The organism is Nocardia terrae (assembly GCF_009760405.1).
GTDB lineage: Bacteria > Actinomycetota > Actinomycetes > Mycobacteriales > Mycobacteriaceae > Nocardia > Nocardia terrae.
In genome coordinates this window covers 163398-185166 of the sequence record NZ_WRPP01000012.1, presented here as the reverse complement: position 1 = coordinate 185166, position 21769 = coordinate 163398, and the positions used below count along the sequence as shown (strand labels likewise).

Annotated in this window: 21 protein-coding genes; 12 read left to right on the top strand and 9 right to left on the bottom strand. The window is 67.4% G+C overall.

Going from position 1 to position 21769, the window contains the following annotated elements; genetic code table 11:
* The first annotated feature begins 22 nt into the window (after positions 1-22).
* The 4 genes from GPX89_RS39120 to GPX89_RS39105 all read left to right on the top strand — a co-directional run bounded on the left by GPX89_RS39120 (position 23) and on the right by GPX89_RS39105 (position 3963).
* Positions 23-1108 (top strand): isocitrate/isopropylmalate dehydrogenase family protein, encoded by a 1086-nt coding sequence (locus GPX89_RS39120; protein ID WP_157392791.1) that lies wholly within the window; start codon positions 23-25, stop codon positions 1106-1108.
* A gap of 152 nt (positions 1109-1260) precedes the next feature.
* Positions 1261-2169 (top strand): ABC transporter substrate-binding protein, encoded by a 909-nt coding sequence (locus GPX89_RS39115; protein WP_328602822.1) that lies wholly within the window; start codon positions 1261-1263, stop codon positions 2167-2169.
* A 6-nt stretch (positions 2170-2175) separates the two neighbouring features.
* A complete protein-coding gene (locus GPX89_RS39110; protein ID WP_157392789.1) occupies positions 2176-3126 on the top strand; it encodes an amino acid ABC transporter permease in 951 nt (316 codons plus the stop codon).
* A gap of 84 nt (positions 3127-3210) precedes the next feature.
* Positions 3211-3963, top strand: a complete 753-nt coding sequence (locus GPX89_RS39105) for an amino acid ABC transporter ATP-binding protein (RefSeq protein ID WP_157392895.1) — start codon at positions 3211-3213, stop codon at positions 3961-3963.
* Here GPX89_RS39105 and GPX89_RS39100 read toward each other — a convergent pair.
* The 3 genes from GPX89_RS39100 to GPX89_RS39090 all read right to left on the bottom strand — a co-directional run bounded on the left by GPX89_RS39100 (position 3960) and on the right by GPX89_RS39090 (position 6224).
* Positions 3960-4796 (bottom strand): alpha/beta fold hydrolase, encoded by an 837-nt coding sequence (locus tag GPX89_RS39100; protein WP_328602821.1) that lies wholly within the window; start codon positions 4794-4796, stop codon positions 3960-3962. The two genes, GPX89_RS39105 and GPX89_RS39100, sit on opposite strands and share 4 nt — an antisense overlap.
* Positions 4793-5224, bottom strand: coding sequence for a helix-turn-helix domain-containing protein (locus GPX89_RS39095; protein ID WP_328602820.1), 432 nt, complete (start codon positions 5222-5224; stop codon positions 4793-4795). Before GPX89_RS39095 ends, GPX89_RS39100 begins: the two co-directional genes overlap by 4 nt.
* A gap of 76 nt (positions 5225-5300) precedes the next feature.
* Complete coding sequence (locus tag GPX89_RS39090; protein WP_157392787.1) at positions 5301-6224, bottom strand: LysR family transcriptional regulator; 924 nt, start codon at positions 6222-6224, stop codon at positions 5301-5303.
* A 71-nt stretch (positions 6225-6295) separates the two neighbouring features.
* On the opposite strand from GPX89_RS39090, the gene GPX89_RS39085 reads away from it, so the two are divergent.
* The 3 genes from GPX89_RS39085 (at position 6296) to GPX89_RS44070 (ending at position 8829) form a co-directional block, all read left to right on the top strand.
* On the top strand, positions 6296-7660 hold the full coding sequence (locus tag GPX89_RS39085; RefSeq protein WP_157392786.1) for an FAD-binding oxidoreductase: 1365 nt from the start codon (positions 6296-6298) through the stop codon (positions 7658-7660).
* A 129-nt stretch (positions 7661-7789) separates the two neighbouring features.
* Positions 7790-8671, top strand: coding sequence for an SPFH domain-containing protein (locus GPX89_RS39080; RefSeq protein ID WP_157392785.1), 882 nt, complete (start codon positions 7790-7792; stop codon positions 8669-8671).
* Positions 8671-8829 carry a hypothetical protein gene (locus GPX89_RS44070; RefSeq protein WP_198347797.1) on the top strand — a complete coding sequence of 53 codons (159 nt, stop codon included), beginning with the start codon at positions 8671-8673 and terminating at the stop codon, positions 8827-8829. Before GPX89_RS39080 ends, GPX89_RS44070 begins: the two co-directional genes overlap by 1 nt.
* Before the next feature lie 155 nt (positions 8830-8984).
* On the opposite strand, the gene GPX89_RS39075 is transcribed toward GPX89_RS44070, so the two are convergent.
* Positions 8985-10469 (bottom strand): serine/threonine-protein kinase, encoded by a 1485-nt coding sequence (locus GPX89_RS39075; protein ID WP_328602819.1) that lies wholly within the window; start codon positions 10467-10469, stop codon positions 8985-8987.
* Between the two features lie 39 nt (positions 10470-10508).
* Positions 10509-11381, bottom strand: a complete 873-nt coding sequence (locus tag GPX89_RS39070) for a class I SAM-dependent methyltransferase (RefSeq protein WP_157392784.1) — start codon at positions 11379-11381, stop codon at positions 10509-10511.
* Positions 11382-11673: 292 nt separating this feature from the next.
* On the opposite strand from GPX89_RS39070, the gene rpsA reads away from it, so the two are divergent.
* Both rpsA and GPX89_RS39060 read left to right on the top strand, forming a co-directional pair.
* A complete protein-coding gene (rpsA, locus tag GPX89_RS39065; protein ID WP_157392783.1) occupies positions 11674-13140 on the top strand; it encodes a 30S ribosomal protein S1 in 1467 nt (488 codons plus the stop codon).
* Between the two features lie 316 nt (positions 13141-13456).
* Positions 13457-14089 carry a TetR/AcrR family transcriptional regulator gene (locus GPX89_RS39060; RefSeq protein WP_157392782.1) on the top strand — a complete coding sequence of 211 codons (633 nt, stop codon included), beginning with the start codon at positions 13457-13459 and terminating at the stop codon, positions 14087-14089.
* On the opposite strand, the gene GPX89_RS39055 is transcribed toward GPX89_RS39060, so the two are convergent.
* A complete protein-coding gene (locus GPX89_RS39055) occupies positions 14035-16290 on the bottom strand; it encodes an MMPL family transporter (RefSeq protein ID WP_157392781.1) in 2256 nt (751 codons plus the stop codon). The two genes, GPX89_RS39060 and GPX89_RS39055, sit on opposite strands and share 55 nt — an antisense overlap.
* Before the next feature lie 234 nt (positions 16291-16524).
* Between GPX89_RS39055 and GPX89_RS39050 the strand changes: the two genes are divergently transcribed.
* Positions 16525-18048 (top strand): phospholipase C, encoded by a 1524-nt coding sequence (locus tag GPX89_RS39050; RefSeq protein ID WP_157392780.1) that lies wholly within the window; start codon positions 16525-16527, stop codon positions 18046-18048.
* 71 nt (positions 18049-18119) lie between these two features.
* Here GPX89_RS39050 and GPX89_RS39045 read toward each other — a convergent pair whose 3' ends face one another.
* Positions 18120-18341, bottom strand: coding sequence for a hypothetical protein (locus GPX89_RS39045; RefSeq protein ID WP_328602818.1), 222 nt, complete (start codon positions 18339-18341; stop codon positions 18120-18122).
* 268 nt (positions 18342-18609) lie between these two features.
* Here GPX89_RS39045 and coaE point away from each other — a divergent pair, with 268 nt between their 5' ends.
* A complete protein-coding gene (gene coaE / locus GPX89_RS39040) occupies positions 18610-19797 on the top strand; it encodes a dephospho-CoA kinase (protein ID WP_157392779.1) in 1188 nt (395 codons plus the stop codon).
* Positions 19798-19914: 117 nt separating this feature from the next.
* On the opposite strand, the gene GPX89_RS39035 is transcribed toward coaE, so the two are convergent.
* Positions 19915-20439, bottom strand: coding sequence for a DUF402 domain-containing protein (locus tag GPX89_RS39035; protein WP_157392778.1), 525 nt, complete (start codon positions 20437-20439; stop codon positions 19915-19917).
* Between the two features lie 211 nt (positions 20440-20650).
* On the opposite strand from GPX89_RS39035, the gene GPX89_RS39030 reads away from it, so the two are divergent.
* A complete protein-coding gene (locus GPX89_RS39030) occupies positions 20651-21097 on the top strand; it encodes a hypothetical protein (RefSeq protein WP_157392777.1) in 447 nt (148 codons plus the stop codon).
* A gap of 88 nt (positions 21098-21185) precedes the next feature.
* On the opposite strand, the gene GPX89_RS39025 is transcribed toward GPX89_RS39030, so the two are convergent.
* Positions 21186-21692 carry a DUF402 domain-containing protein gene (locus tag GPX89_RS39025; protein WP_328602817.1) on the bottom strand — a complete coding sequence of 169 codons (507 nt, stop codon included), beginning with the start codon at positions 21690-21692 and terminating at the stop codon, positions 21186-21188.
* Between the last annotated feature and the right edge of the window lie 77 nt (positions 21693-21769).

The window sequence follows — 21769 nt, the reverse complement described above, 5'->3', positions numbered from 1 at the left end:
GGTTGCGCGAGGATGACTGGTCATGAGCGACAGCGACACTCCACTACGCCTGGGCCTGCTGGAAGGCGACGGCATCGGCCCGGAAATCGTGCGCGCCACCCGGGACGTGGTCGACGACGCCGTCGCCACGACCGGCCTGGCCCCGGTGGAATGGGTGCCGCTGCCGCTGGGCCACGAGGCCATCGAGGAGTACGGCGACCCCGTGCCCGAGCGGACCCTCGAGGGTCTGGCCGAGCTCGACGCCTGGATCATGGGCCCGCACGACAGTGCTTCCTACGCACCCGAATTCCGCACCGGCCTGCCGCCCGCGGGCGCGATCCGCAAACGCTTCGGCCTCTACGCCAATATCCGCCCGGCCCGCACCCTCGAGGGCGTGCGCTCGGTCGCCCCGGCCATGGACCTGTTGATCCTGCGCGAGAACACCGAGGGCCTCTACGCCGACCGCAATATGGCCGCCGGTTCCGGCGAGTTCCAGCCGTCCCGCGATGTCGCGCTGGCCGTGGGCGTGTTCACCCGCGCCGCCATCGAGCGCATCGCGCACCTGGGTTTCGAGATCGCGGGTGAGCGCGGCAAGAAGGTCACCATCGTGCACAAGGCCAATGCCCTGCCGATGACCATGGGCATGTTCCGGGACGTGTGCTACGAGGTCGCCGCGGAGTATCCGGATGTCGAGGTGAACGACGAGCACGTCGACGCCGCGGCCGCGCATCTGGTCCGCGCGCCCCAGGACTACGACGTGATCGTCACCGAAAACCTGTTCGGCGACATCCTTTCCGATCTGGCGGGGGAATTGAGCGGCTCGCTCGGCATGGCCGCCTCGGTGAACTGCTCCGATACCCAGATCATGGCGCAGGCCGTGCACGGTGCGGCGCCCGTGCTGGCCGGACACAATCGGGCGAATCCGGTGGCGCTGTTCAATTCCGCCGCGGGGATGTTGCGGTGGATGAGCCGCACCCAGCGCTACAGCGCCCTGCGCCGGGTAGGCGAGCGCATTGAACACGCGGTTGCGGATACGTTGCGGGCCGGTGTCGCGACGTCCGATTTGGGTGGGCTAGCATCTACCTCCGAATTCACCGAGCAGGTGCGCGCCAGGCTGCACCGCTGGTGAGCGCGCACTTCCGGGACCGGGCGTGTTCGGCCACGCAATGGCGTGTCGCCGATTAAAGTCCGGTTACCGACCGACGCGGACGGTGTCACTCGCATACCTTTCAAATGGCGAGCGGCGCCCGGACGTCGCGCACCCGAACTGTGGAGGATGCTGTGTCTGTTAGTAACTCACTCCGTGGGCACGCCCTGCGTGCCGCCTGTCTGCTAGCCGGAGGCGCCTTGGCGCTGACCGCGTGCAGCAACAATTCCGAGTCCAGCAACCCCAGTGTGGCCAAGGTCGACGTGGCCAAGGTCGACACCATCGCCGCCAAGGTGCCCGCCGACATCAAGTCATCCGGCAAGCTCGTGGTCGGCGTGAACGTGCCCTACCAGCCCAACGAGTACCGCGATCCGAGCAGCGGCAAGATCGTCGGCTTCGATGTCGACCTGATGGACGCGGTCGCCAAGGTCATGGGTCTGAACGCGGACTACAAGGAAGCCGACTTCGAGAAGATCATCCCCTCCATCGAGGCGGGCACCTTCAACGTCGGCATGTCCTCGTTCACCGACAACAAGGAGCGCGAGGGCACGGCCGACTTCGTCGACTACTTCTCCGCGGGCAGCCAGTGGGCCCAGCAGAAGGGCAAGGCGGTCGACCCCGACAATGCCTGCGGCAAGCGAGTCGCGGTGCAGCGCACCACCGTTCAGGACACCGACGAGATCCCGGCCAAGTCCAAGGCGTGCGTCGCCGCGGGCAAGCCCGAGATCCAGAAGGTCGCCTACGACGAGCAGTCCGCCGCCGCCAACGCGCTGGTGCAGGGTCAGGTCGACGCCATGTCCGCCGACTCGCCGGTGACCGCGTACGCCATCAAGCAGGCCAGCGACAAGATCGAGGCCGCCGGCAAGATCTTCGACTCCGCGCCCTACGGCTGGCCGGTCAAGAAGAGCTCGCCGCTCGCGCCGGTGCTGCAGGAAGCCGTGCAGTACCTGATGGACAACGGCCAGTACAAGAAGATCGCCGAGAACTGGGGCGTCCAGGAGGGCGCGATCACCAAGTCGGTCATCAACGGAGCAACGAGCTAAGTCGTTATGTCGCAGGACGAGACCTCTTCCGCAGCTTCGGCTGCGACGGCGGTCGCGAACACCGAGCCCGAGCCGATCAAAGCGATTCCGCTGCGACGGCCGGGCCGGTGGATCGCCGCCGCGATCATCCTGATCGCCCTGGGCCTGTTCCTCTGGGGCGCCAAGACCAACGACGCGTACCACTGGGACACCTACTTCAAGTACCTGGGTGACAAGCGAATCGCCCAGGGCGCGTTGGTGACTCTGGAACTCACCGTGCTGGCCATGATCATCGGCGTCGTGCTGGGCGTACTGCTGGCGGTCATGCGGCTGTCGCCGAACCCGGTGCTGCGGTCGGTGGCGTGGGCCTACCTGTGGATCTTCCGCGGGACCCCGGTCTATGTGCAGTTGGTGTTCTGGGGCCTGTTCCCGTCGCTGTACAAGACGATCACGGTGGGCGTGCCGTTCGGGCCGTCGTTCACGCACTTCGATGTGCAGCACTGGTCGGCGCCGTTCTTCTTCGCCATGATCGGCCTGGGCCTCAACGAGGCCGCCTACATGGCCGAGATCGTCCGTGCCGGAATCAATTCCGTGGGTGACGGGCAGCGCGAGGCATCGGTGGCGCTGGGCATGTCGTGGATGCAGACCATGACCCGCACCGTGCTGCCGCAGGCCATGCGGGTGATCATTCCGCCGACCGGCAACGAGCTGATCTCCATGCTGAAGACCACCTCGCTGGTGACGGCCATCCCGCTGACCACCGACCTCTACGGCCGGGCGCGCGACATCTACAGCATCAACTTCCAGCCGATCCCGCTGCTGCTGGTGGCGGCCACCTGGTACCTGCTCATCACGAGCGTGCTCATGATCGGCCAGTACTACCTGGAGAAGTACTACTCGCGGGGTTCGTCACGGCAGCTGACCGCGAAGCAGTTGCGCGCCTTGGCCGCAGCGCAGGTCGCCGGCGGAACGGGATAGGTGAACGCTGATATGTCCGAGGACTCGATGACGTTCTCCAAGACGCCGCTGGTCGAAGACGCTCGGCCGCACTCCGATGTACCGATGGTGCGGGCGGAGCGGGTGTGCAAGAACTTCGGTGCGCTGCAGGTGCTCAAGGGCATCACTCTCGAGGTGAAGCGCGGTGAGGTGCTGTGCCTGATCGGCCCGTCCGGTTCCGGCAAGTCCACCTTCCTGCGCTGCATCAACCACCTCGAGCAGGTGAACGCCGGACGGCTGTACGTGGACGGCGAACTGGTCGGCTACAACGAGCGCAACGGCAAGCTCTACGAGATGAGCCCGCGCGACGCCGCCAAGCAGCGCCGCGATATCGGCATGGTGTTCCAGCATTTCAATCTGTTCCCGCACCGGACCGTGCTGGAGAATGTGATCGAAGCGCCGACCCAGGTCAAGAAGATCGCCAAGGCGACCGCCCTCGCCCGGGCCAAGGAGCTGCTGGACCGAGTCGGCCTGGCGGACAAGGCCCATGCCTACCCCGCCCAGCTGTCCGGCGGGCAGCAGCAGCGCGTGGCAATCGCGCGGGCGCTGGCCATGGACCCCAAGCTGATGCTCTTCGACGAGCCCACCTCGGCGCTCGACCCGGAGCTGGTCGGCGAGGTTCTCGGCGTCATGCGCGAACTCGCCGCCTCGGGCATGACCATGGTGGTGGTGACCCACGAGATGGGCTTCGCCCGTGAGGTGGCCGATCAGCTGGTCTTCATGGACGGCGGTGTCGTGGTGGAGGCGGGCGACCCCCGCGAGGTTCTGGCCAACCCCCAGCACGACCGCACCAAGGCCTTCCTCTCCCGCATCCTCTAGCGCAGGAAATCCAGCACGGCGTCGGTCTGGCCGAGAATGGCGTGACCGACGCCGGGCAGGATCCGCACCGTCGCGTTCGGCATGAGTTGTTCTGCGCGGCGGGCGGTTTCGGCGGACTTGAACATGGCGTCGTCCTCGCCGGCGAGTACCAGGACGGGCATCGTCAGGGTGCGCAGTTCGGCGTCGGTGAAGATCGGCAGCTTGCCGGTGCGCGGGTTGAAGTGGGTGAAGGTCAGGGCCACGTCGTCGAGGATCTCGGCGTGGTCGGTGAGGTTCAGGCCGGTGACGATGGCCGCCGAGCGGCGCAGGTCGTGGTTGCTGAACAGGTGGTCGAGCAGGTTCTTGAAGATCCAGCCGAAGCGCTGCTTGCCGATGCCGCCGGGGCAGTACAGGGCGAGCTTCGAGACGCGGTCGGGGCGGCGGACGGCGTAATCCAGTGCGATCCAACCGCCCAGGGACATCCCGACGAAGGCTGCCGACGAAAGGTTCAGTCCCGCAAGGACATCGTCCAGCCACTTGGCGAGGGCATCGGAGCCGAGGACCGGGCGCGATTCGGCGCTGCCACCGGGTTCGCCCGGCATGTCCACCGCGTAGACGCGGAAATCCTTTGCCCACGAGGCGATATCGCCGCGCCAGCTCGAGGCGTTGGAGCCGGAGCCGTGCAGCAGGACGACGGGCGGGGCGTCCTGCGGACCGGAGGCGACGACGAAGGTGTCGCCCTCGCCGGTCGGAATGTGCAGCTGTTCGGCGGGAACCGGCCACTGCCGCAGGATCTCCCGGTAGCGGGCCTGGATGGCCTCGCGGCCCGCCTCGGACTTGTAGATCGCGTTCACGACGCGAGCACTCCTTCCAGATATTCGAGCAGCCGGGCGGTATCGCCCAGGCCGCCGACGAGAATGACCTTCATGCGGGCACGTTCACGGTCGTAGAGGGTCTGCACCCGCAAGGGTTGTGCCGCCGCGCCCCGGGCGCCCGCCGCGCCGGTCAGCAGGCTGCTGACGCGGTCGGCGGTGCCGGGATCGACGGCATCGATCTCGATGATGCTCGACGCCTCCGAATGGCGTTGCCGGGCAACCGATTCACGGAGGCTGTCGGGTGCCGGGTGGCCGGTGAAGGCTTCCAGATCGGCCCGCGTGATGCGGTATTGCTTGCCGATGCGGGTGGCGGGGAGCTTGCCGTCGCGCACGTAGCCGCGGACGGTGCGGACGTGCAGACCGAGGCGTTCGGCGACCTCGTCGACGGAGTACAGACGTTCTGTCACGAAAACTACCTTAAACATCCCTATCTATCCCTGCAATAGGGAAGTTTAGGTAATGACGCGAGGTGTCTCGCGTTTGCTAGCGGGTCCGGGTGAACATCGGCGCCGGATCCTTCCAGCGTGACAGCGCGATCCGGAGCTGACCGAGCAGGACCTTCGCTGCCGGGCTCACCGGTCGCTCGGTATTCCAGGCCAGCACCAGGCGGCCCCGCATCTGCGGATCGATCTCGAGAGTGCGCACGCCCAGTGCGGCCGCCTCCTCGGCGGGAATGCGCGGGATCACGGCCACCCCCAACTCGTGCGCGGCCAGCTTGATGAGCAGCGGGGGAGAGGCAGCCTCGAAGGCCACGTCGGGCACGAGACCGGCTTCGGTGCAGGCGTTTTCGAGCAGTCCGCGCAGGCCGGTGCCGCGCGGCAGGCAGATCAGGGGATGCTCGCACAGCTCGGCCACCGTGACTCGTTCGCCGAAGCCCGTGGCCCCGGCCGCGACCGCGGCGACAATGGCGCTGTCGTAGACGGTTTCGCTGTCGATGCCGGGATCCAGGCTGCCGGCGATGCTGAGGACCCCGATATCCAGCTCGCCCCGGCGGAGCGCGGCGTGCATCGAGTCGGAGGTGTCCTCGGTGAGCGAGATGCCGATCTGCGGGTGATCGCGGTGGAAATCGGCCAGCACCTGCGCGATGTCGATCTCCTCGAGTGCGGCCCCGGCGATCAGCCCGACCCGCACGTGTCCGCGCAGCAGGCCGGTGAACTCATCCACGGTGTGGGTGATGCGCTCGACCTGGTCGAGGGTCGCGCGGGCCAGCGGCAGCACGGCTTCGCCGACCGGGGTGAGGGTGACCGAGCGGCTCGTCCGGTCCAGAAGTGGTTGTCCCAGTTCGTGTTCCAGCTGCCGGATCTGTGCGCTGAGCCCGGGCTGGGCCAGGTGCAGGCGAGCGGCCGCCCGGGTGAAGTTGGCCTCCTCGGCGACCGTGACGAAGTACCGCAGCTGACGCAGTTCCATAACTGATAATTCTAGCTACAAGAAAAACTATCTGTTGGAGTTCTGGATTGAACCCGGGCAGAGTCATTGTCATGACGAAGACAGAGATCACCGAAATCCCCACCACCACCGGCCCCGTCTTCCAGCCGGGCGACACCGGCTACGACGCCGAAATCGCCGGATTCCAAACCGCTTACACGCACCGCCCGGCCGTGGTCGTCGGCGCGGCCCACACCGAGGACGTCCGTGCCGCCGTGGAATACGCGGCGCGCCACGGCCTTCCGATCGCCGTGCAGAACACCGGGCACGGTCTGTCGGTCGCCACCGACGGCGGCGTGCTCATCAACACCGGCCGCCTGACCGACATTCGGATCGACGCCGAGACGCGGATCGCCCGGATCGGCGCGGGCGTCAAGGCCGGCGCCCTGATCGACGCGGCCGCCGCGCACGGGCTGGGCCCGCTGCACGGATCCTCGCTGTCGGTCGGCGTGGTCGGGTACATCCTGGGCGGCGGCGTGGGCATCCTGGCCCGCGAGTACGGGTACGCCGCGGAGTACGTGCGCGGCATCGAGATGGTCACCGCCGACGGCCGGCTGCGCCGCCTGACCCCGGGCGACGAGTTGTTCGGCGCCGTGCTCGGCAGCGGCGGCAACTTCGGTGTCGTCACCGCGCTGGACATCGAATTGCTGCCGGTGACACAGGTTTACGGTGGCCAGCTGCAGTTCGACACCCGGCTGGTCGCGCCCGCGCTGGAGGCGTGGCGGCTGTGGACCCAGTCCGTGCCCGAGACCGTCACCTCGGCTATCACCATGCTGACCTTCCCCGACATCCCGCAGCTGCCCGAGCACCTGCGCGGGCGGTACGTGGCGACCGTCAATATCGCCTTCACCGGGTCCGAGGAGGAGGGCGAGCGGCTGGTCGAGCCGCTGCGGGCGGTCGGTCCGCGCATGGCCGACGACCTGCGGATGATGCCGTACTCGGAAAGCCATGCCATCTACCGGGATCCGGACCAGCCGCACGCCTACATCGCCACCAACGCGCTGCTGTCGGAACTACCCGCCGAGGCCACCGACGCCTTCCTGGAGATCACCGGTCCCGATGCGGCGGTGCCGACCGTCGCCGGATTCCGGCACCTGGGTGGTGCGCTGGGACGTCCGGGCCCGAACGGCATCTCGATGGATCACCGCGGGGCCGAGTACATCGCCCGGGTGCTGGCCATGCCGCGGCCCGACAATGCCGAACAGGTCCGCGACCAGCTGGCGCTGGTGCGGAAGACATTGCAGCCCTGGACCTTGGGGCACAACCTGAACTTCCTGTACGGCGGCGGCGACCAGGCCGGTGAGGAGCAGACCCGGGGTGGATACAGCCCGGAGACCTACGCCCGCCTGGCGGGTCTGAAGGCGAAGTACGACCCGGCCAACCTGTTCCGCAACAACCGCAATATCCGTCCGAACTGACCCTGTCGGGGTCAACGGCTCCGTGCCCCGCCGCACTGCTCGTGCGGCGGGGCGAGCTGCTTTTCATGCTTGTCGCGGCCGCCGCCGAGCGCTATCGTCGTGATATCACTTCGATACTAGGAGAGTGTCATGGAGTTGCGTCGAGCCTTCCGGCTGAACGGATTCCTCATGCTGGCGGTGCTGGTACTGCTGGTCATCGCGATCGCGGCGGAGGCGCACGGGCTCAACAGCCGGGCCGATCACCACGAGGGCTCCTCGACCGCCCTCGGCATCCTGCTGGCGGTGACCATCCTTGCCACCGTACTGGTGATCAGCGGCCTGGTCACCGTGAATCCCAACCAGGCCAAGGTGATCCAGTTCTTCGGCCGCTACATCGGCTCGGTCAGCGAGGCGGGCTTCCACTGGGTCACGCCGCTGTCCAGCCGTCGCGGCATCTCGCTGCGCGTCCGCAACTTCGAGACCCAGAAGCTGAAGGTCAACGACCTCGACGGCAACCCGGTCGAGATCGCGGCCGTGGTCGTCTACAAGGTGGTCGACAGCTACAAGGCCGCCTTCGCGGTCGACGACTACGAGGACTTCGTGCAGACCCAGTCCGAGACCGCCGTCCGGCACCTGGCCACCACCCACCCCTACCAGGCCGACGACTCGAGCGTCGCCAGCCTGCGCGACGGCGCCGAGGTGGCGGGCGAGCTCACCGCCGAACTGCGCGACCGCACCGAACTGGCCGGCATCGAGATCATCGAGGCCCGCATCACCCACCTCGCCTACGCCCCGGAGATCGCCCAGGCCATGCTGGTCCGCCAGCAGGCCGCCCAGGTGGTCGCCGCCCGCAGCCGCATCGTGGAAGGCGCGGTCGGTATGGTCGGCATGGCCCTGGATCGACTCGCCGAGCAGGGCGTGGTCGAACTCGATGAGGAGCGCAAAGCCGCAATGGTCTCCAACCTGCTCGTCGTCCTCTGCGGCGACCGTGCCGCCTCCCCGATCGTCAACGCCGGCTCCCTCTACGCCTGATGGTCAAGCGCGAGCCGAAAAAGGTGCTGCTCCGGCTCGACCCGGCGGTCCACGACGCCATCGCCAAATGGGCCGCCGACGACCTCCGCAGCATCAACGCCCAAATCGAGTACGCGCTCAGGATGGCCCTCAAACACGTTGGCCGCGAACCGAAATAGCCCTGCGCCGCCCGCCGATATCGGCCGGGCGGCGCTATCGGTATCTCGGGCGTGACAGGCGAAGAGCCCGTGAGACGACCGTCCGGACGCGTCACGAGCTCTCATATTCGGCCCCACTGGGACCTCACGTCGTCGAGGATACGGCCGAAGCCATGTCACGACACCGTTTCCGAACTGTCGATCAGATACCCGCCGCCGAGGGCGACCACTTGTGCCCTGCGCGTCTCGGTCTGAGAACGCCCGTCGGTGAAGTGCAGGGTCAACCGGTAGGTGACGGTCAGTTCGGACACATCCGCGCTGACGTCCCGCACCGTCACCGAATCGACTGTGCCCCAGTAGTTCCGGTATGCGTCGTACCCGCCGAGAACGCCCTGATAGCGGACGGTCAACCACCACCAGGTGCCGAGCGTGTTTCCCGGCAGCAACTGGTAGTACTGCCGGATGTAATCCGACAGGCCGTTTTCCGTCACCGGGGTGATCGGCGTCGAAAGGATCGGTACCGGGCTGGTCGGTCCCGGGGTGCCTGTCGGCGCCGACTTGGTGGCCGAAGTGAGGGCGGACGCCGAATGCGGTGCGGCGCTGGACGAATGGTTATCGGGCTGGCGTAGCAGTCCGGTCACCAGGGTGACCGCCACGATGGCGGCGACCGCCATGGAGGCGGCCCAGACCAGGGCGCGCAGCGAACGTCTCGCCGGATCCGGCTCGGCGAACCGCACGGACACCACGGTCTCCGCCGACCGGGGCGGATCGGTGTACTCCGTGGTGCGGGGCGGGTTCGATTGCGCGGGAGCGCCGTTGGCGACCACGGGTGCGGTCGGCGCCTCCTCGCCCGTGAGCGCGGCCCGGGCGGCGGCGGCGAGGGCTCCGGCGGACGGGAAGCGCGCACCCGGGTCCTTGGCCATGCCGCCCGCGGTCACCGAGTCGAAGGCCGCCGGGATCGATCCGCGCTCGGCGGAGGGCCGCGGCGGCGGGGCCGAGATGTGCGCGGCGATCTGCCGCTCGACACTGGCTCCGGAGAAAGGCTTCGAACCGGTCAGGCATTCGAACAGGACGCAGGCCAGCGAGTAGACATCGGCGCGTCCGTCGCAGTCGCCGTGCTCGAGCCGCTCGGGAGCCATGTACGTGAACGTGCCCACGGCCGCGCCGCCGGTGGTGACCGAGGTGTCGTCGCCGGACCGGGCGATGCCGAAATCGATCAAATACGCGAAATCATCCGTGGTGGTCAGGATGTTGGACGGTTTCACATCCCGATGCACCAGCCCCGCTCGATGGGCCGCATCCAGCGCGGCCGCGACCTGCGTGACGACCGAGACCGCCACCATTGCCGAAAGCGGTCCGTCGGTGGCCAACCGGCTCGCGAGATCGACGCCCTCGACCAGTCGCATATCGAGGAACAGCCGCCCCTCGATCTCCCCGTAGTCGTGAATCGGGATCACGTGCGGTTCGTTCAACCGAGCCGCGGCCTGCGCCTCCCGCCGAAAACGGGTCCGGTACACCGGATCATGGGCCAACCCCGGCGGCAACACCTTCAATGCCACGACTCGGTTCTTCTCCGTGTCGTAGGCCCGATACACCTGACCCATCCCGCCCGCACCGAGTTCCCCCAGCAGCCGGTAGCGGCCGAACCGGCTCTCCTCCACGCCGTACCCCCTAACACCACGAGGGTACGGTCGTTGCTGTCAGTTCGCTTTTTCGGTCACGAAAATGGCTGTGCCGGGGAAGATCTCGCCGCGCAGGGGGCTCCACTGGCCCCATTCGCGATCGAGCCATTCGGGCCAGTCGGGTTCGATGATGTCGATGAGGGTCAGGCCCGCGGCGACGATTTCGCGGACGCGGTCGCCGATGGTGCGGTGGTGTTCGACGTAGGTGGGTTCGCCCTCGGCGTCCATTTCGACGTACGGGGTGCGGTCGAAGTAGGGGATGGTGGCGCGCAGGCCGTCGGGGCCCGGATCGTCGGGGAAGATCCAGCGCATGGGGTGGTTCACGGAGAAGACCCAGCGGCCGCCGGGTTTGAGGACCCGGTGGACCTCGCGCATGACCTGACCGGAGTCGGTGACGAAGGGGACCGCGCCGAAGGCCGAGCAGGCCAGATCGAAGGATTCGTCGGCGAAGGGCAATTCCTCGGCACCCGCCTGCACGAGCGGAACGCGCGGCCCGCCCGCGGCCATGGCGGCGCGGCCGCGTTCGAGCATGGATCGGGAGATGTCGAGGCCGACGGGGTTCGCACCGTGCGAAGCCAGCCAGCGCGAGCAGGGGGCCGAGCCGCAGCCGATCTCGAGGATCCGCTTTCCTTCTATATCTCCCAGCAGGTGCCAGTCACCTTCGTGCAAGCCCTCCGGGCACCACACGAACTCGCCGGCGGGGGAGTCCACGCCGAGGAAGTCGGCGTGCGTCTCGTGGTATGCCTCGGCGTCGGCGTCCCACCACTTGCGGCTGGCCCGCTGGCTGGACTGCGAGTCGATGCGGGCGCGAGTCACTCCCACGGTCCCGAGGAGGGCATTGGCCTGGGCGTGCCGGGCGTCGTCGGGGGTGGCAGAGTGATCTTCGGACATGGGTTCACCCTATCGAGGGTTGCGATGGGACCCATGTTTGCTTGGTACAACACCCGTCGCGTACGCTGTTTTCCGCGAGTGTCTTCTGTACCCGGTTTCTCGAGACCGAGTAGAGCAGACAATCGTGCTGTGAGTCCGCATGCTGTCTTTGGAAAGAACACAGCAGGGCAGCGTTGTGCAGTGTCGCAGCGATGTGCCGTGCCAACGTTAGTTCCAACGGCTGCTGTTCGCAGCAATACCGAAAGTCCACATGTCCACTACCGACCACAATCCGTCCGGAGCCTCCCAACACATGCCCACCACTGTCACCTCGCCGCAGGTTGCCGTCAACGACATCGGCACTGCCGAGGACTTCCTCGCCGCCATCGACAAGACCATCAAGTACTTCAACGACGGTGACATCGTCGAAGGAACCATCGTCAAGGTCGATCGTGACGAGGTCCTTCTCGACATCGGTTACAAGACCGAAGGCGTGATCCCGTCTCGCGAACTGTCCATCAAGCACGATGTCGACCCGGCCGAGGTCGTTTCCGTGGGCGATGAGGTCGAGGCCCTCGTTCTCACCAAGGAGGACAAGGAAGGCCGCCTGATCCTGTCGAAGAAGCGTGCTCAGTACGAGCGGGCTTGGGGCACGATCGAGGAGCTCAAGGAGCGTGACGAGGCCGTCAAGGGCACCGTCATCGAGGTCGTCAAGGGCGGCCTGATCCTGGACATCGGCCTGCGCGGCTTCCTGCCCGCGTCGCTCGTCGAGATGCGTCGCGTCCGCGACCTCCAGCCGTACGTCGGCAAGGAGATCGAGGCCAAGATCATCGAGCTCGACAAGAACCGCAACAACGTGGTCCTGTCGCGTCGCGCCTGGCTCGAGCAGACCCAGTCCGAGGTCCGCAGCGAGTTCCTGCACCAGCTGCAGAAGGGCCAGGTCCGCAAGGGTGTGGTCTCCTCCATCGTCAACTTCGGTGCCTTCGTGGACCTGGGTGGCGTGGACGGTCTGGTGCACGTCTCCGAGCTGTCCTGGAAGCACATCGACCACCCGTCCGAGGTTGTCGAGGTCGGCAACGAGGTCACCGTCGAGGTTCTCGACGTCGACCTCGACCGCGAGCGTGTCTCCCTGTCGCTCAAGGCGACCCAGGAAGACCCGTGGCGTCAGTTCGCCCGCACCCACGCGATCGGTCAGATCGTGCCGGGCAAGGTCACCAAGCTGGTTCCGTTCGGTGCGTTCGTGCGCGTCGAAGAGGGCATCGAGGGCCTGGTGCACATCTCCGAGCTGGCCGAGCGCCACGTCGAGGTCCCGGACCAGGTTGTCGCCGTCGGCGACGACGCCATGGTCAAGGTCATCGACATCGACCTCGAGCGTCGCCGGATCTCGCTGTCGCTGAAGCAGGCCAACGAGGACTACACCGCCGAGTTCGACCCGTCGAAGTACGGCATGGCCGACAGCTACGACGACCAGGGCAACTACATCTTCCCCGAGGGCTTCGACTCCGAGACCAACGAATGGCTCGAGGGCTTCGAGAAGCAGCGTGAAGAGTGGGAGACCCGGTACGCCGAGGCCGAGCGTCGCCACAAGATGCACACCGCTCAGATGGAGAAGATGGCGGCCGACGCCGCCGCTGAGGCCGCCAACGGCGGACCGCAGAACTACTCCTCGGAGTCGGGCGCGCAGGCTGCCGCTTCGTCTTCGGACGCTCCGGCCGGTGGCTCGCTGGCGTCCGACGCCCAGCTGGCTGCCCTCCGCGAGAAGCTGTCGGGCAACGCGTAATTCGCGTTCCCTGACGGGATAGGCAAAGAAGAATCCCCCCGGGTCCTGAACGGACCCGGGGGGATTTTTTGTGGGGAGGGACGGGGCCTGCGGGATTGCAGGAGATGGGGCGCGGACCCGGGGGTTTTGTGGGTGGGGCCTGCGGGATTGCAGGAGATGGGGCGCGGACCCGGGGGTTTTGTGGGCGGGGCCTGCGGGATTGCAGGAGATGGGGCGCGGACCCGGGGGTTTTGTGGGCGGGGGCTGCGGGATTCGGCGGGTGACCGGGCTTGGGCTGCGGGAATCACGGTGGGGAGTGGGTATTCTCGGCAATAAGATGTCCGAGTCCACCATTGCTTCCACGCCCTCGCTCTGGGAACGCCGCAAGATCGAGGCGATGAGCCGGATCCAGCGGGTCGCGCTGGAGTTGTTCGACGAGCACGGATATCGCGAGGTGACCGTGGAGCGGGTGGCGGGGGCGGCGGGGGTGTCGCCGAGTTCGATCTATCGGTATTTCGGGACCAAAGAGATGCTGGTCCTCTACGACGAGACGGATCCGCAGGCGCTCGAGGTGATGCGGACTGTCGGGGGTGGGCAGACTCGGGACTTCGTCGAGTTGCTGGCCATCGCGCGGCCGCTGGTGCCGGTGGTGCTCGACGAGATCGTCACCGACGACGTCGAATACCGGACGCGGGTGCGGTTGGGCTATGTGCGCTCGATTCCCGAAGTGAAATCGCGGCAGACCGAGCAGTGGCGGGCGCTGGAGAACGAGTTCCGGATCGCGTTCGCGGAGTTGACCGGTCGGGACGCCAATGATCTGAAGCTGCGCATGGCGGCCGCGATCTGCATCTGGAGTTGTATGGCGGCGTTGGACCATTGGGAGGGAACGGGTTTCGCCGCGCGGTTGCGCGACGTCTATGCCGAGGCGGTGGAGGCGATACTGGTGTCGCTGGAGGCGCTGTTCCGCTGACGGCGGAAGGTGGGCAGCCACCAGTTCCAGCGGCCGAACAGCCGCATGAAGGCGGGGACCAGGATCAGGCGCACGAGCACGGCGTCGATGGCCACCGCGATGGCGAGGGCGAAGCCGATCTCCTTCAGCTCCATCACATCCGCGCTCAGGAAGCTCGCGAAGACCGCGACCATGATGGCGGCCGCGGAGGTGATGGGCCGGGCGGTGCGTTGCAGGCCCTCGGCGACGGCGGCGGCATTGTCGTGGGTGCGGTCCCAGGCTTCCTTCATGCGCCGGATGAGGAAAACCTCGTAGTCCATGGACAATCCGAACAGCACGGCGAAGACCAGCATCGGCAGGAAGACCTGCAGGAATCCGGCGCTGCGGAAGCCGAGCAGGTCCTGGCCGACGCCGTGCTGGAAGACCGTGACCGTAATGCCGATGGCCGCACCGGTGGCCAGTAGATTCAGCAGGATCGCCTTGAGTGCCAGCACGATCGAGCGGAAGGTCACCATCAGGAAGGCCAGCGAGGCGGTCAGCACCAGGGCGATGACCCACGGGAAGCCGCGCGAGATCAGGCCCGACACGTCGGTGAACATGGCAGGGGTGCCGCCGACGAGAACGTCCGCGGAATCGACAGCCGTTGCGCGGGAACGGATATCGGCGGTGAGATCACTGACGGCCGTGGAGTCGAAAGCCTCCTTGGGCACCACGGTGGCGAGATAGCGGCCGTCGGCCTGCTGGGGGAGGACGGTCGCCACCCGGGGATCGTGAGCGAGATCGGTGACCAGCTTCAGCATTTCGGTGCGGCCGTCGGCGGAGAGCGGAGTGTCGTCGGGTCCGGTGGCCACGACCTGGATGGGGGAGAGCAGCCCGGGGCCGAAGTTGTCCTGTACCAGGCGGGTCGCCTGACCGGTGGGACGATCGCCGAGCGAGTTCAGTCCCATGTCGATGCCGTAGCGAATGCCGGTGATCGGAAGGGCCGCGGCGACCAGCAGCGCCACCCCGAGCACACCGAAGATCACCGGGCGGCCCATCACCAGATGGGCCCAGCGCGCCCACGCACTCGACGCGGCCGTCGAGCGGGTCTCCGCGGGACGGAGCCGGGCAGGCAGCGCACCGCGATTGACGGTCGGACCGAGCATGGACAACAGTGCGGGCAGCAGGGTGAAGGCGGCGGCCAGCGTGCCGAGAACCGCGGTCACCACGCCGAGCGCCACGCCGTTGAGCATGGGCAGCCCGACCACCAGCAGCGAGCACAGCGCGATCATGACGATCGTGCCCGAGGCCAGGATGGTGCGGCCGGTGGTGTCGAAGGTCGCGCCGACGGCCGCCTCGATTTCCCTGCGGGCCCGACGATCTCGCACCCCGCGTTCGGTCAGCTCCTCGTTGAATCGGCTCACCAGGAACATGGCGTAGTCGATGGCGGTACCGGTGCCGATCATGGTCGCCACCGACAGCACGAACGAGTCGAAGGTCAGCCAGGTGGCGAGCCCGAACAGCACGCCCACCGCCAGCGCGATCCCGGCGGCGGTGACGGAGATCGGGACGGTGGCCGCGACCAGCGCGCCCAGCGCCAGCACCAGCACGACCGCCGCGATCGGCAGGCCGATCGCCTCGCCGCGGGTGATGTCGGCGGTCTCCATCCGGATCAATTCGCCCTCGACCGGGGAGTAGCCGGTCAGTGCGGCCCGCACGTCGGTATCGGAGGCGGCGCCCAGGGCGGTCTGCAGCCGGGTGGTGACGTCGATGCGCTCGGACATGCCGCCGTCGATGCCCACGATGCCGAGCGCGGTGTGCCGGTCGGCGGAGATCTGCTGCGCCGGAACGCCTTCGAAGGGGCCGACCGCACCGGCGACGCCGGACACCGCGCGGGCCGCACCCAGTGCCTGCTCGAGCGCCGAGCGGAAGCGCGGATCGTCCACGGTGTAGCGGTCGGAGTGCACGACGATCACGTCCTGCTCCGCGCCGAGCTGTGAGAAGTGCCGTGCGACAAGGTCTTCGGTCCTGGCCGAATCGGATCCCGGCGCGGCGTAGTTCGGTGCGCCCAGCTCGGCGTGCAGGGCCGGATAGGCCGCGCCGCACACCACGATCAGGACCAGCCAGACGCCGATGACGAGGCGGCGATGCCGGGCCGGATACATCGCCCAGCGCCCGAGCAGCCCGAGCCGGGGCGCGGATTCGGGAGATCGGGGCGGGTCGGCGAGGGCCGGACTGGTCATGGTGTCTCCCATGGATCAATACCTGAAAGTGACTCTCAGATATGGGCGCAAGCTTAGGCCGACCGGCCATTGAGGTGCAAGTCACTGTCAGGAATCCATGGCTGGACGCACTACGGTTACGAGTGGTTCGCTAGGCCGTCATCATTCGAGGGTTGGATGCGAACTGGACGTTCGACCGGATATCTTCGGCGCGGACCATTCACATCACTCCTAGCGGGAAGGCACCACCGGAGCATGGGCGTGTTCGCCGGAATCAACAGGCGCGATTTTCTGGCGAAAGCCATGGCAACCGGCGGAGCGGCCTCGCTCATGTCGCTGGCCGGACCGATCATCGAGAAGGCCTACGCCGCCGACCCGGCCGGCATGGGCGGACTCGGCGACATCGAGCACATCGTGCTGCTCATGCAGGAGAACCGCTCCTTCGACCACTACTTCGGAACCATGTCGGGCGTACGGGGATTCGACGATCCGTCCCCGGCCTGGAACCAGTACGGCTACGCGCCCGGCATCGGACCCACCCCGGACGGCTTCATCAACCCGTTCCGCCTCGACACCACCCGCGGCGCGACCCTCGACGGCGAGTGCATCAACGACCCGGACCACGGCTGGGTCGGCATGCACAAGGCATGGAACGGCGGCAAGAACGACGGCTGGATGCCCATGTCCATCGCCGCCGTCGGCGCCGGAAACGGCCCCGCCGCAATGGGTTACTACACCCAGGACGACGTGCCGGTGCACTGGGATCTCGCCAACGCCTTCACCGTCGCCGACAACTACCACTGCTCGGTGCTCGGCCCGACCGACCCCAACCGCCTGTACTGGGTCTCGGCCACCATCGACCCCGACGGCCGCAACGGCGGACCGCTGCTCGAGACCCCGACCCTGATCCCGCAGAACACTTACAGCTGGCGGACCATGCCGGAGAATCTCTCCGACGCCGGGGTCAGCTGGAAGATCTACAACAACCGCGATGTCGGCCCGCTGTCCTCGGTCGTGCTCGACGGCATGATGGGCTGCTTCAAGCAGGCCGCCGACCCGAATTCCGAACTGGCGCGGCGCGGTAAGGCCCCGGCCTACCCGTCGGACTTCGCCGCCGATGTGGCTTCGGGCCAGCTGCCGTCGGTGTCGTGGGTGATCCCGTCGCTGATCAACTGCGAGCACCCGGCGCTGCCGCCGGCCTTCGGCGCGGTCGGCATCATGCAGGTGCTCGACATCCTCACCTCGAACCCGGCGGTGTGGGAGAAGACCGCGCTGATCATCAGCTACGACGAGAACGGCGGGTTCTTCGACCACGTCACCCCGCCGACCGCGCCCGCGGGCACCCCGGGCGAGTACATCACCGTGCCGACGGACAAGAAGTTCGAGGGCGTGACCGGTCCGATCGGGCTGGGCTATCGCGTTCCGTGCCTGGTGATCTCGCCCTACAGCCGCGGCGGCCTGGTGGCCTCGGAGACCTTCGACCACACCTCGCAGCTGCGCCTGATCGAGCGCCGGTTCGGCGTCGAGGTGCCCAATCTGACGGCCTGGCGGCGCAGCGTGACCGGCGATATGACCTCGGCCTTCGACTTCGGATCGGCCCCGGACGCCACGAAACCCGCTTTCGCCCCGGCCAATCGGAAGGTCGACGCCGCGCTGGCGCAGTGCGGCCCGAACATTGCGCTCGGCTATGCGAACTCGGGCATCCCGTACCCGGTGCCGCCGAATGCCATGCCCACGCAGAACCCGGGCACGCGTCGTCGGCCCAGCGGCATCGTGTAGTCGCGCGACACGCGCGCAAAACAGTGGCTCGGTCCGAAAGGGCCGGGCCACTGGTCGTTTTGGGGAAACGATCAGGCGGCGGTGGCGGGCACCCAGTGCGGCATCGGGGCGGGTTCGGACGTCGAGCGTTTTCGCATGGCCGCGATGCTGTGACGGGCCGGGGTGAGGAGCGCGGTCAGCCAGGAGCGCCGGTACTCGGCGAGAGCGGCTGCGACGGCGGGGATCTCGATGCAATGCACGGTGCCCGCCAGGCCCAGACGGTGGCGACCCGTCTGGAGTTTTTTGGTGCCCACTGATGATCCTTCTCTTGCGTGTTACCGGCCTAAGATCGCCTGCGGCGAACCTTAGCGGAACAAAAGTGTGGATCGCCGAATTTTGCGCGACGAAAACCCCGGCGTGTCGGAATGTTGCCGACAAACGGTCCGTATTCGCCGAAAAAGTTGCGAAACGGTCTCGTCGGTATCACGGAATGGGCAAGGACTGCGGAGACAGGTGAATCCGCAGTTCCAGGTGGGTAACCCTGATTGCCGCCCCGACCGGCCGCAATGCGAGACTGGTCGAATGTTGCGAATCGGTCTCACCGGAGGCATGGGCGCGGGGAAGTCCACCGTCGCCCGCATTCTCACCGAGCTCGGCGCCGTCCTGGTCGACAGCGACGCCATCGCCCGCGAAGTGGTCGCCCCCGGCACCGAGGGCCTGGCCGCCCTGGTCGACGCCTTCGGCGCGGACATCCTCGCCGCCGACGGCAGCCTCGACCGCCCGGCCCTGGCCGCCAGGGCCTTCGCCACCGACGAGGCCCGCGCCACCCTCAACGGCATCACCCATCCGCTGGTCGGCAAGCGCACCGCCGAACTCATCGCCGCCGCACCCGCGGACGGCATCGTGGTGCAGGACATTCCGCTGCTCGTCGAGAACGGGCTCGGGCCGTTCATGAACCTCGTCGTGGTGGTCATGGCCGATGTCGAGACCCGCGTGCACCGGCTCGAGACCTTCCGTGGCATCTCCCGCGACGACGCCTTGGCCCGGATCCAGGCCCAGGCCACCGACGATCAGCGTCGCGCGGCGGGGGATGTGCTGCTGGACAACAGCGGCGAGCCCGAGGAGCTGGAACCGCAGGTCCGTGAACTCTGGGAGCGGCGGCTGGTGCCGTTCGAGCGCAACCTGCGCGAGCGGACCCGCCCGGTGCGCGGGGACGTGCGGCTGGCCGAACCGGATCCGACGTGGGCGGCGCAGGCGCAGCGGCTCATCGCCCGGCTCGCGGTCGCCTGCGGCGACAAGGCGATCCGCATCGATCACATCGGCTCGACGTCGGTTCCGGGCTTGCCCGCCAAGGACGTCATCGACATCCAGATCACCGTCGCCGACCTCGGGGTCGCCGACGCGCTGCGAGAGCCCTTGGAGGCGGCCGGTTATCCACGCCTGGACATCACGACCGACGATTCCAAGCCGGGCACCGATCCGGCCTTGTGGGCCAAGCGGATCCACGTCAACGCCGACCCCGGCCGCGCGGCCAATGTCCATGTGCGCGTGGACGGCTGGCCCGGGCAGCGGTTCGCACTGGCCTTCCGTGACTGGCTGCGCGCCGACGCGGCCGCCCGCGAGGAGTACCTCGAGGTCAAGCGCAAGGCCGAGGCCGCCGCGGCGGGCCTGAACGATCCGGCCGCGATCGAGGCGTACCTGGCTGTCAAGACGCCGTGGTTCGAAGCGGTCTACCCCCGGGTGCTTGCCGCGAACGGTGACACGGACTAGCGCCTACATCCAGGTCGGCACGATGTCCTTCGAAGCCGGCCGGTCCTCGAGGTGAAGCGGGCGAGGCGAGGGCGACCGGTCCGACCCGCGCCGCCGCCGTGGACCTCTTCGCGCGCCTCACATCCAGGTCAGCGTGATGCCCTTGGTGGCCAGCCAGTCCTCGAAGCTGTGGCCGTGCGCGGCGATGCCGTCGATCGTCGAGGTCGCCGACTCGATGGCGGTCTGGGCCTCGGTCAGGGTGAGGTAGCCCGCGGCGTGAGCGGCGAGTAACTCGTCCACGTCGAGTAGTTCGACCTCGCGGCCTTGGCGCACGACCAGGTCCAGGTAGTGGTCGACGGACTTCCACTGTTTGGGGCCGACCTGCTCGAATTCGCCGATGTCGATGTAGTAGTCCTGATCGCGCAGGTGCGCGGGGGTGAAATGGAAGACCGTGGCGCGCAACGAAACCGTCGGCAGCAGCCAGGACTCGATGTAATGGAACTCGGGATGGTCGGAGGTGCGGGCCATGTAGAGGCCCCACGGCTCGACCTGGTAGCGCTCCACCTGCCGCACGAAACCCTTGGGATCGATATTGGTGAGCTCGTCGACGTTGAAGTACTCCACCTTGGGTCGGTGCAGATCTACCGCGGGTGCCCGAGTCATGTCATTCAGCATCGCGTGTCGGGCGGCGGTCGTCCAGGGGAGCGGATGTCGCGTCGCCCATAGATTGCTGGAATCCGGTGCCGAGCGGGGCGAATTTCCCGAAATCACTATCTGAAGCGTTCGTGTTTCGCTAATGTTCGGCTGCGCTGCTTTGTTCGCGTACGGCCCGTCGCGCGTGGGCGGGCGCCTCAAACGTTAGGGAAGTTACTGCATGACTGAAAACACTGCCCGCCGGGTGGGTCTGGGGGCCACGTCCCTCGGCGCGCTGGTCGGGACCATCGTCCTCGCCGCACCGCAGGCCGGCGCCTGGCCGTCCGACGTGCAAGTCTCGGACTCCAGCCACAGTGTCGGCTGCACCTACACGGTGACCGCGACCCTGGATGTCGACCGGCTGCTCTCGGTGAGCTTCCAGGACAACGGCGTCGCGTTCGGCGGCACGGTCACTCCCAACATCGTGACCAGCAAGGCCTCGGTCCAGTGGACGCCGAGCACCGCCGGTTCGCACACCATCACGGCGATCCAGGACTTCATCTCGAAGTCGGTGACCGTGCAGGTGGATCCGCAGAGCGCCTTCGGCAGCTTCGGCTGTGGCCCCAGCGGCATCCTCTCCGGTGGGTCCGGCGTGCTGAACTCGCTGTTCCCGAGCATTTCCGGCTAGTCGGAGGGCGGAAAAACTCGTTCACACCCGCCCGGTCCGTGTTGCACGGACCGGGCGGTGTTGTCTCTGTGGCCTGCCGGGGTCGTCGCTAGAGCCAGCTGAGCGTGACGCCCTTGGTGGCCAGCCAGCGATCGACATCGTGATCGCATCCCGCGATGCCGTCCACCACCGCCGCGGCGCGCTCGATGGCGCGATGGGTGCGGTCGGTGTCGAAATGGCCTGCGGCATGGGCGGTCAGGAGCTCGTCGATGCCGACCAGCTCGGGCACCTGGCCCCGGCGCGCCACCACGTGCAGGTAGTGGCTCTCGGCCCGCCACTTCTTCGCCTCGCACGGGCCGTACTCGCCGATGTCGAGGTAGTAGGTCTGGCCGCGATCGTGGCCGGGCCGCAGGTGGTAGACCGTCGCACGCAGCGTGAGTTCGGGCAGCAGCCAGGACTCGATGTAGTGGTAGCGCGGATTGTCCACCGTCCGTTCGACATACAGACCGAACGGTTCTGCGTGGATCCGCTCCACGGGGTGGAGAAACCCGCGATAATCGGTCCACGAGAGATCCGCGAGATTGAAGTATTCGAGCCTTGGGCGATGCGGGGACACCGAAGGAGTGTTGCCGATCGCCTGACGCGGATGTGTGCCATTGGTGGAATTCCGCTGTGGCGTAAACAGACCGGCCA

What these genes read in the sequence shown, in the direction of transcription:
- GPX89_RS39035 (WP_157392778.1), bottom strand. Translation starts at nt 20,439, where the DNA reads ATGACTCGGGCACCCGCGGTAGATCTGCACCGACCCAAGGTGGAGTAC.
- GPX89_RS39105 (WP_157392895.1), top strand. Translation starts at nt 3,211, where the DNA reads ATGGTGCGGGCGGAGCGGGTGTGCAAGAACTTCGGTGCGCTGCAGGTG.
- GPX89_RS39050 (WP_157392780.1), top strand. Translation starts at nt 16,525, where the DNA reads ATGGGCGTGTTCGCCGGAATCAACAGGCGCGATTTTCTGGCGAAAGCC.
- GPX89_RS39085 (WP_157392786.1), top strand. Translation starts at nt 6,296, where the DNA reads ATGACGAAGACAGAGATCACCGAAATCCCCACCACCACCGGCCCCGTC.
- GPX89_RS39110 (WP_157392789.1), top strand. Translation starts at nt 2,176, where the DNA reads ATGTCGCAGGACGAGACCTCTTCCGCAGCTTCGGCTGCGACGGCGGTC.
- GPX89_RS39060 (WP_157392782.1), top strand. Translation starts at nt 13,457, where the DNA reads ATGTCCGAGTCCACCATTGCTTCCACGCCCTCGCTCTGGGAACGCCGC.
- GPX89_RS39080 (WP_157392785.1), top strand. Translation starts at nt 7,790, where the DNA reads ATGGAGTTGCGTCGAGCCTTCCGGCTGAACGGATTCCTCATGCTGGCG.
- GPX89_RS39090 (WP_157392787.1), bottom strand. Translation starts at nt 6,224, where the DNA reads ATGGAACTGCGTCAGCTGCGGTACTTCGTCACGGTCGCCGAGGAGGCC.
- GPX89_RS39055 (WP_157392781.1), bottom strand. Translation starts at nt 16,290, where the DNA reads ATGACCAGTCCGGCCCTCGCCGACCCGCCCCGATCTCCCGAATCCGCG.
- coaE (WP_157392779.1), top strand. Translation starts at nt 18,610, where the DNA reads ATGTTGCGAATCGGTCTCACCGGAGGCATGGGCGCGGGGAAGTCCACC.
- GPX89_RS39070 (WP_157392784.1), bottom strand. Translation starts at nt 11,381, where the DNA reads ATGTCCGAAGATCACTCTGCCACCCCCGACGACGCCCGGCACGCCCAG.
- rpsA (WP_157392783.1), top strand. Translation starts at nt 11,674, where the DNA reads ATGCCCACCACTGTCACCTCGCCGCAGGTTGCCGTCAACGACATCGGC.
- GPX89_RS44070 (WP_198347797.1), top strand. Translation starts at nt 8,671, where the DNA reads ATGGTCAAGCGCGAGCCGAAAAAGGTGCTGCTCCGGCTCGACCCGGCG.
- GPX89_RS39030 (WP_157392777.1), top strand. Translation starts at nt 20,651, where the DNA reads ATGACTGAAAACACTGCCCGCCGGGTGGGTCTGGGGGCCACGTCCCTC.
- GPX89_RS39120 (WP_157392791.1), top strand. Translation starts at nt 23, where the DNA reads ATGAGCGACAGCGACACTCCACTACGCCTGGGCCTGCTGGAAGGCGAC.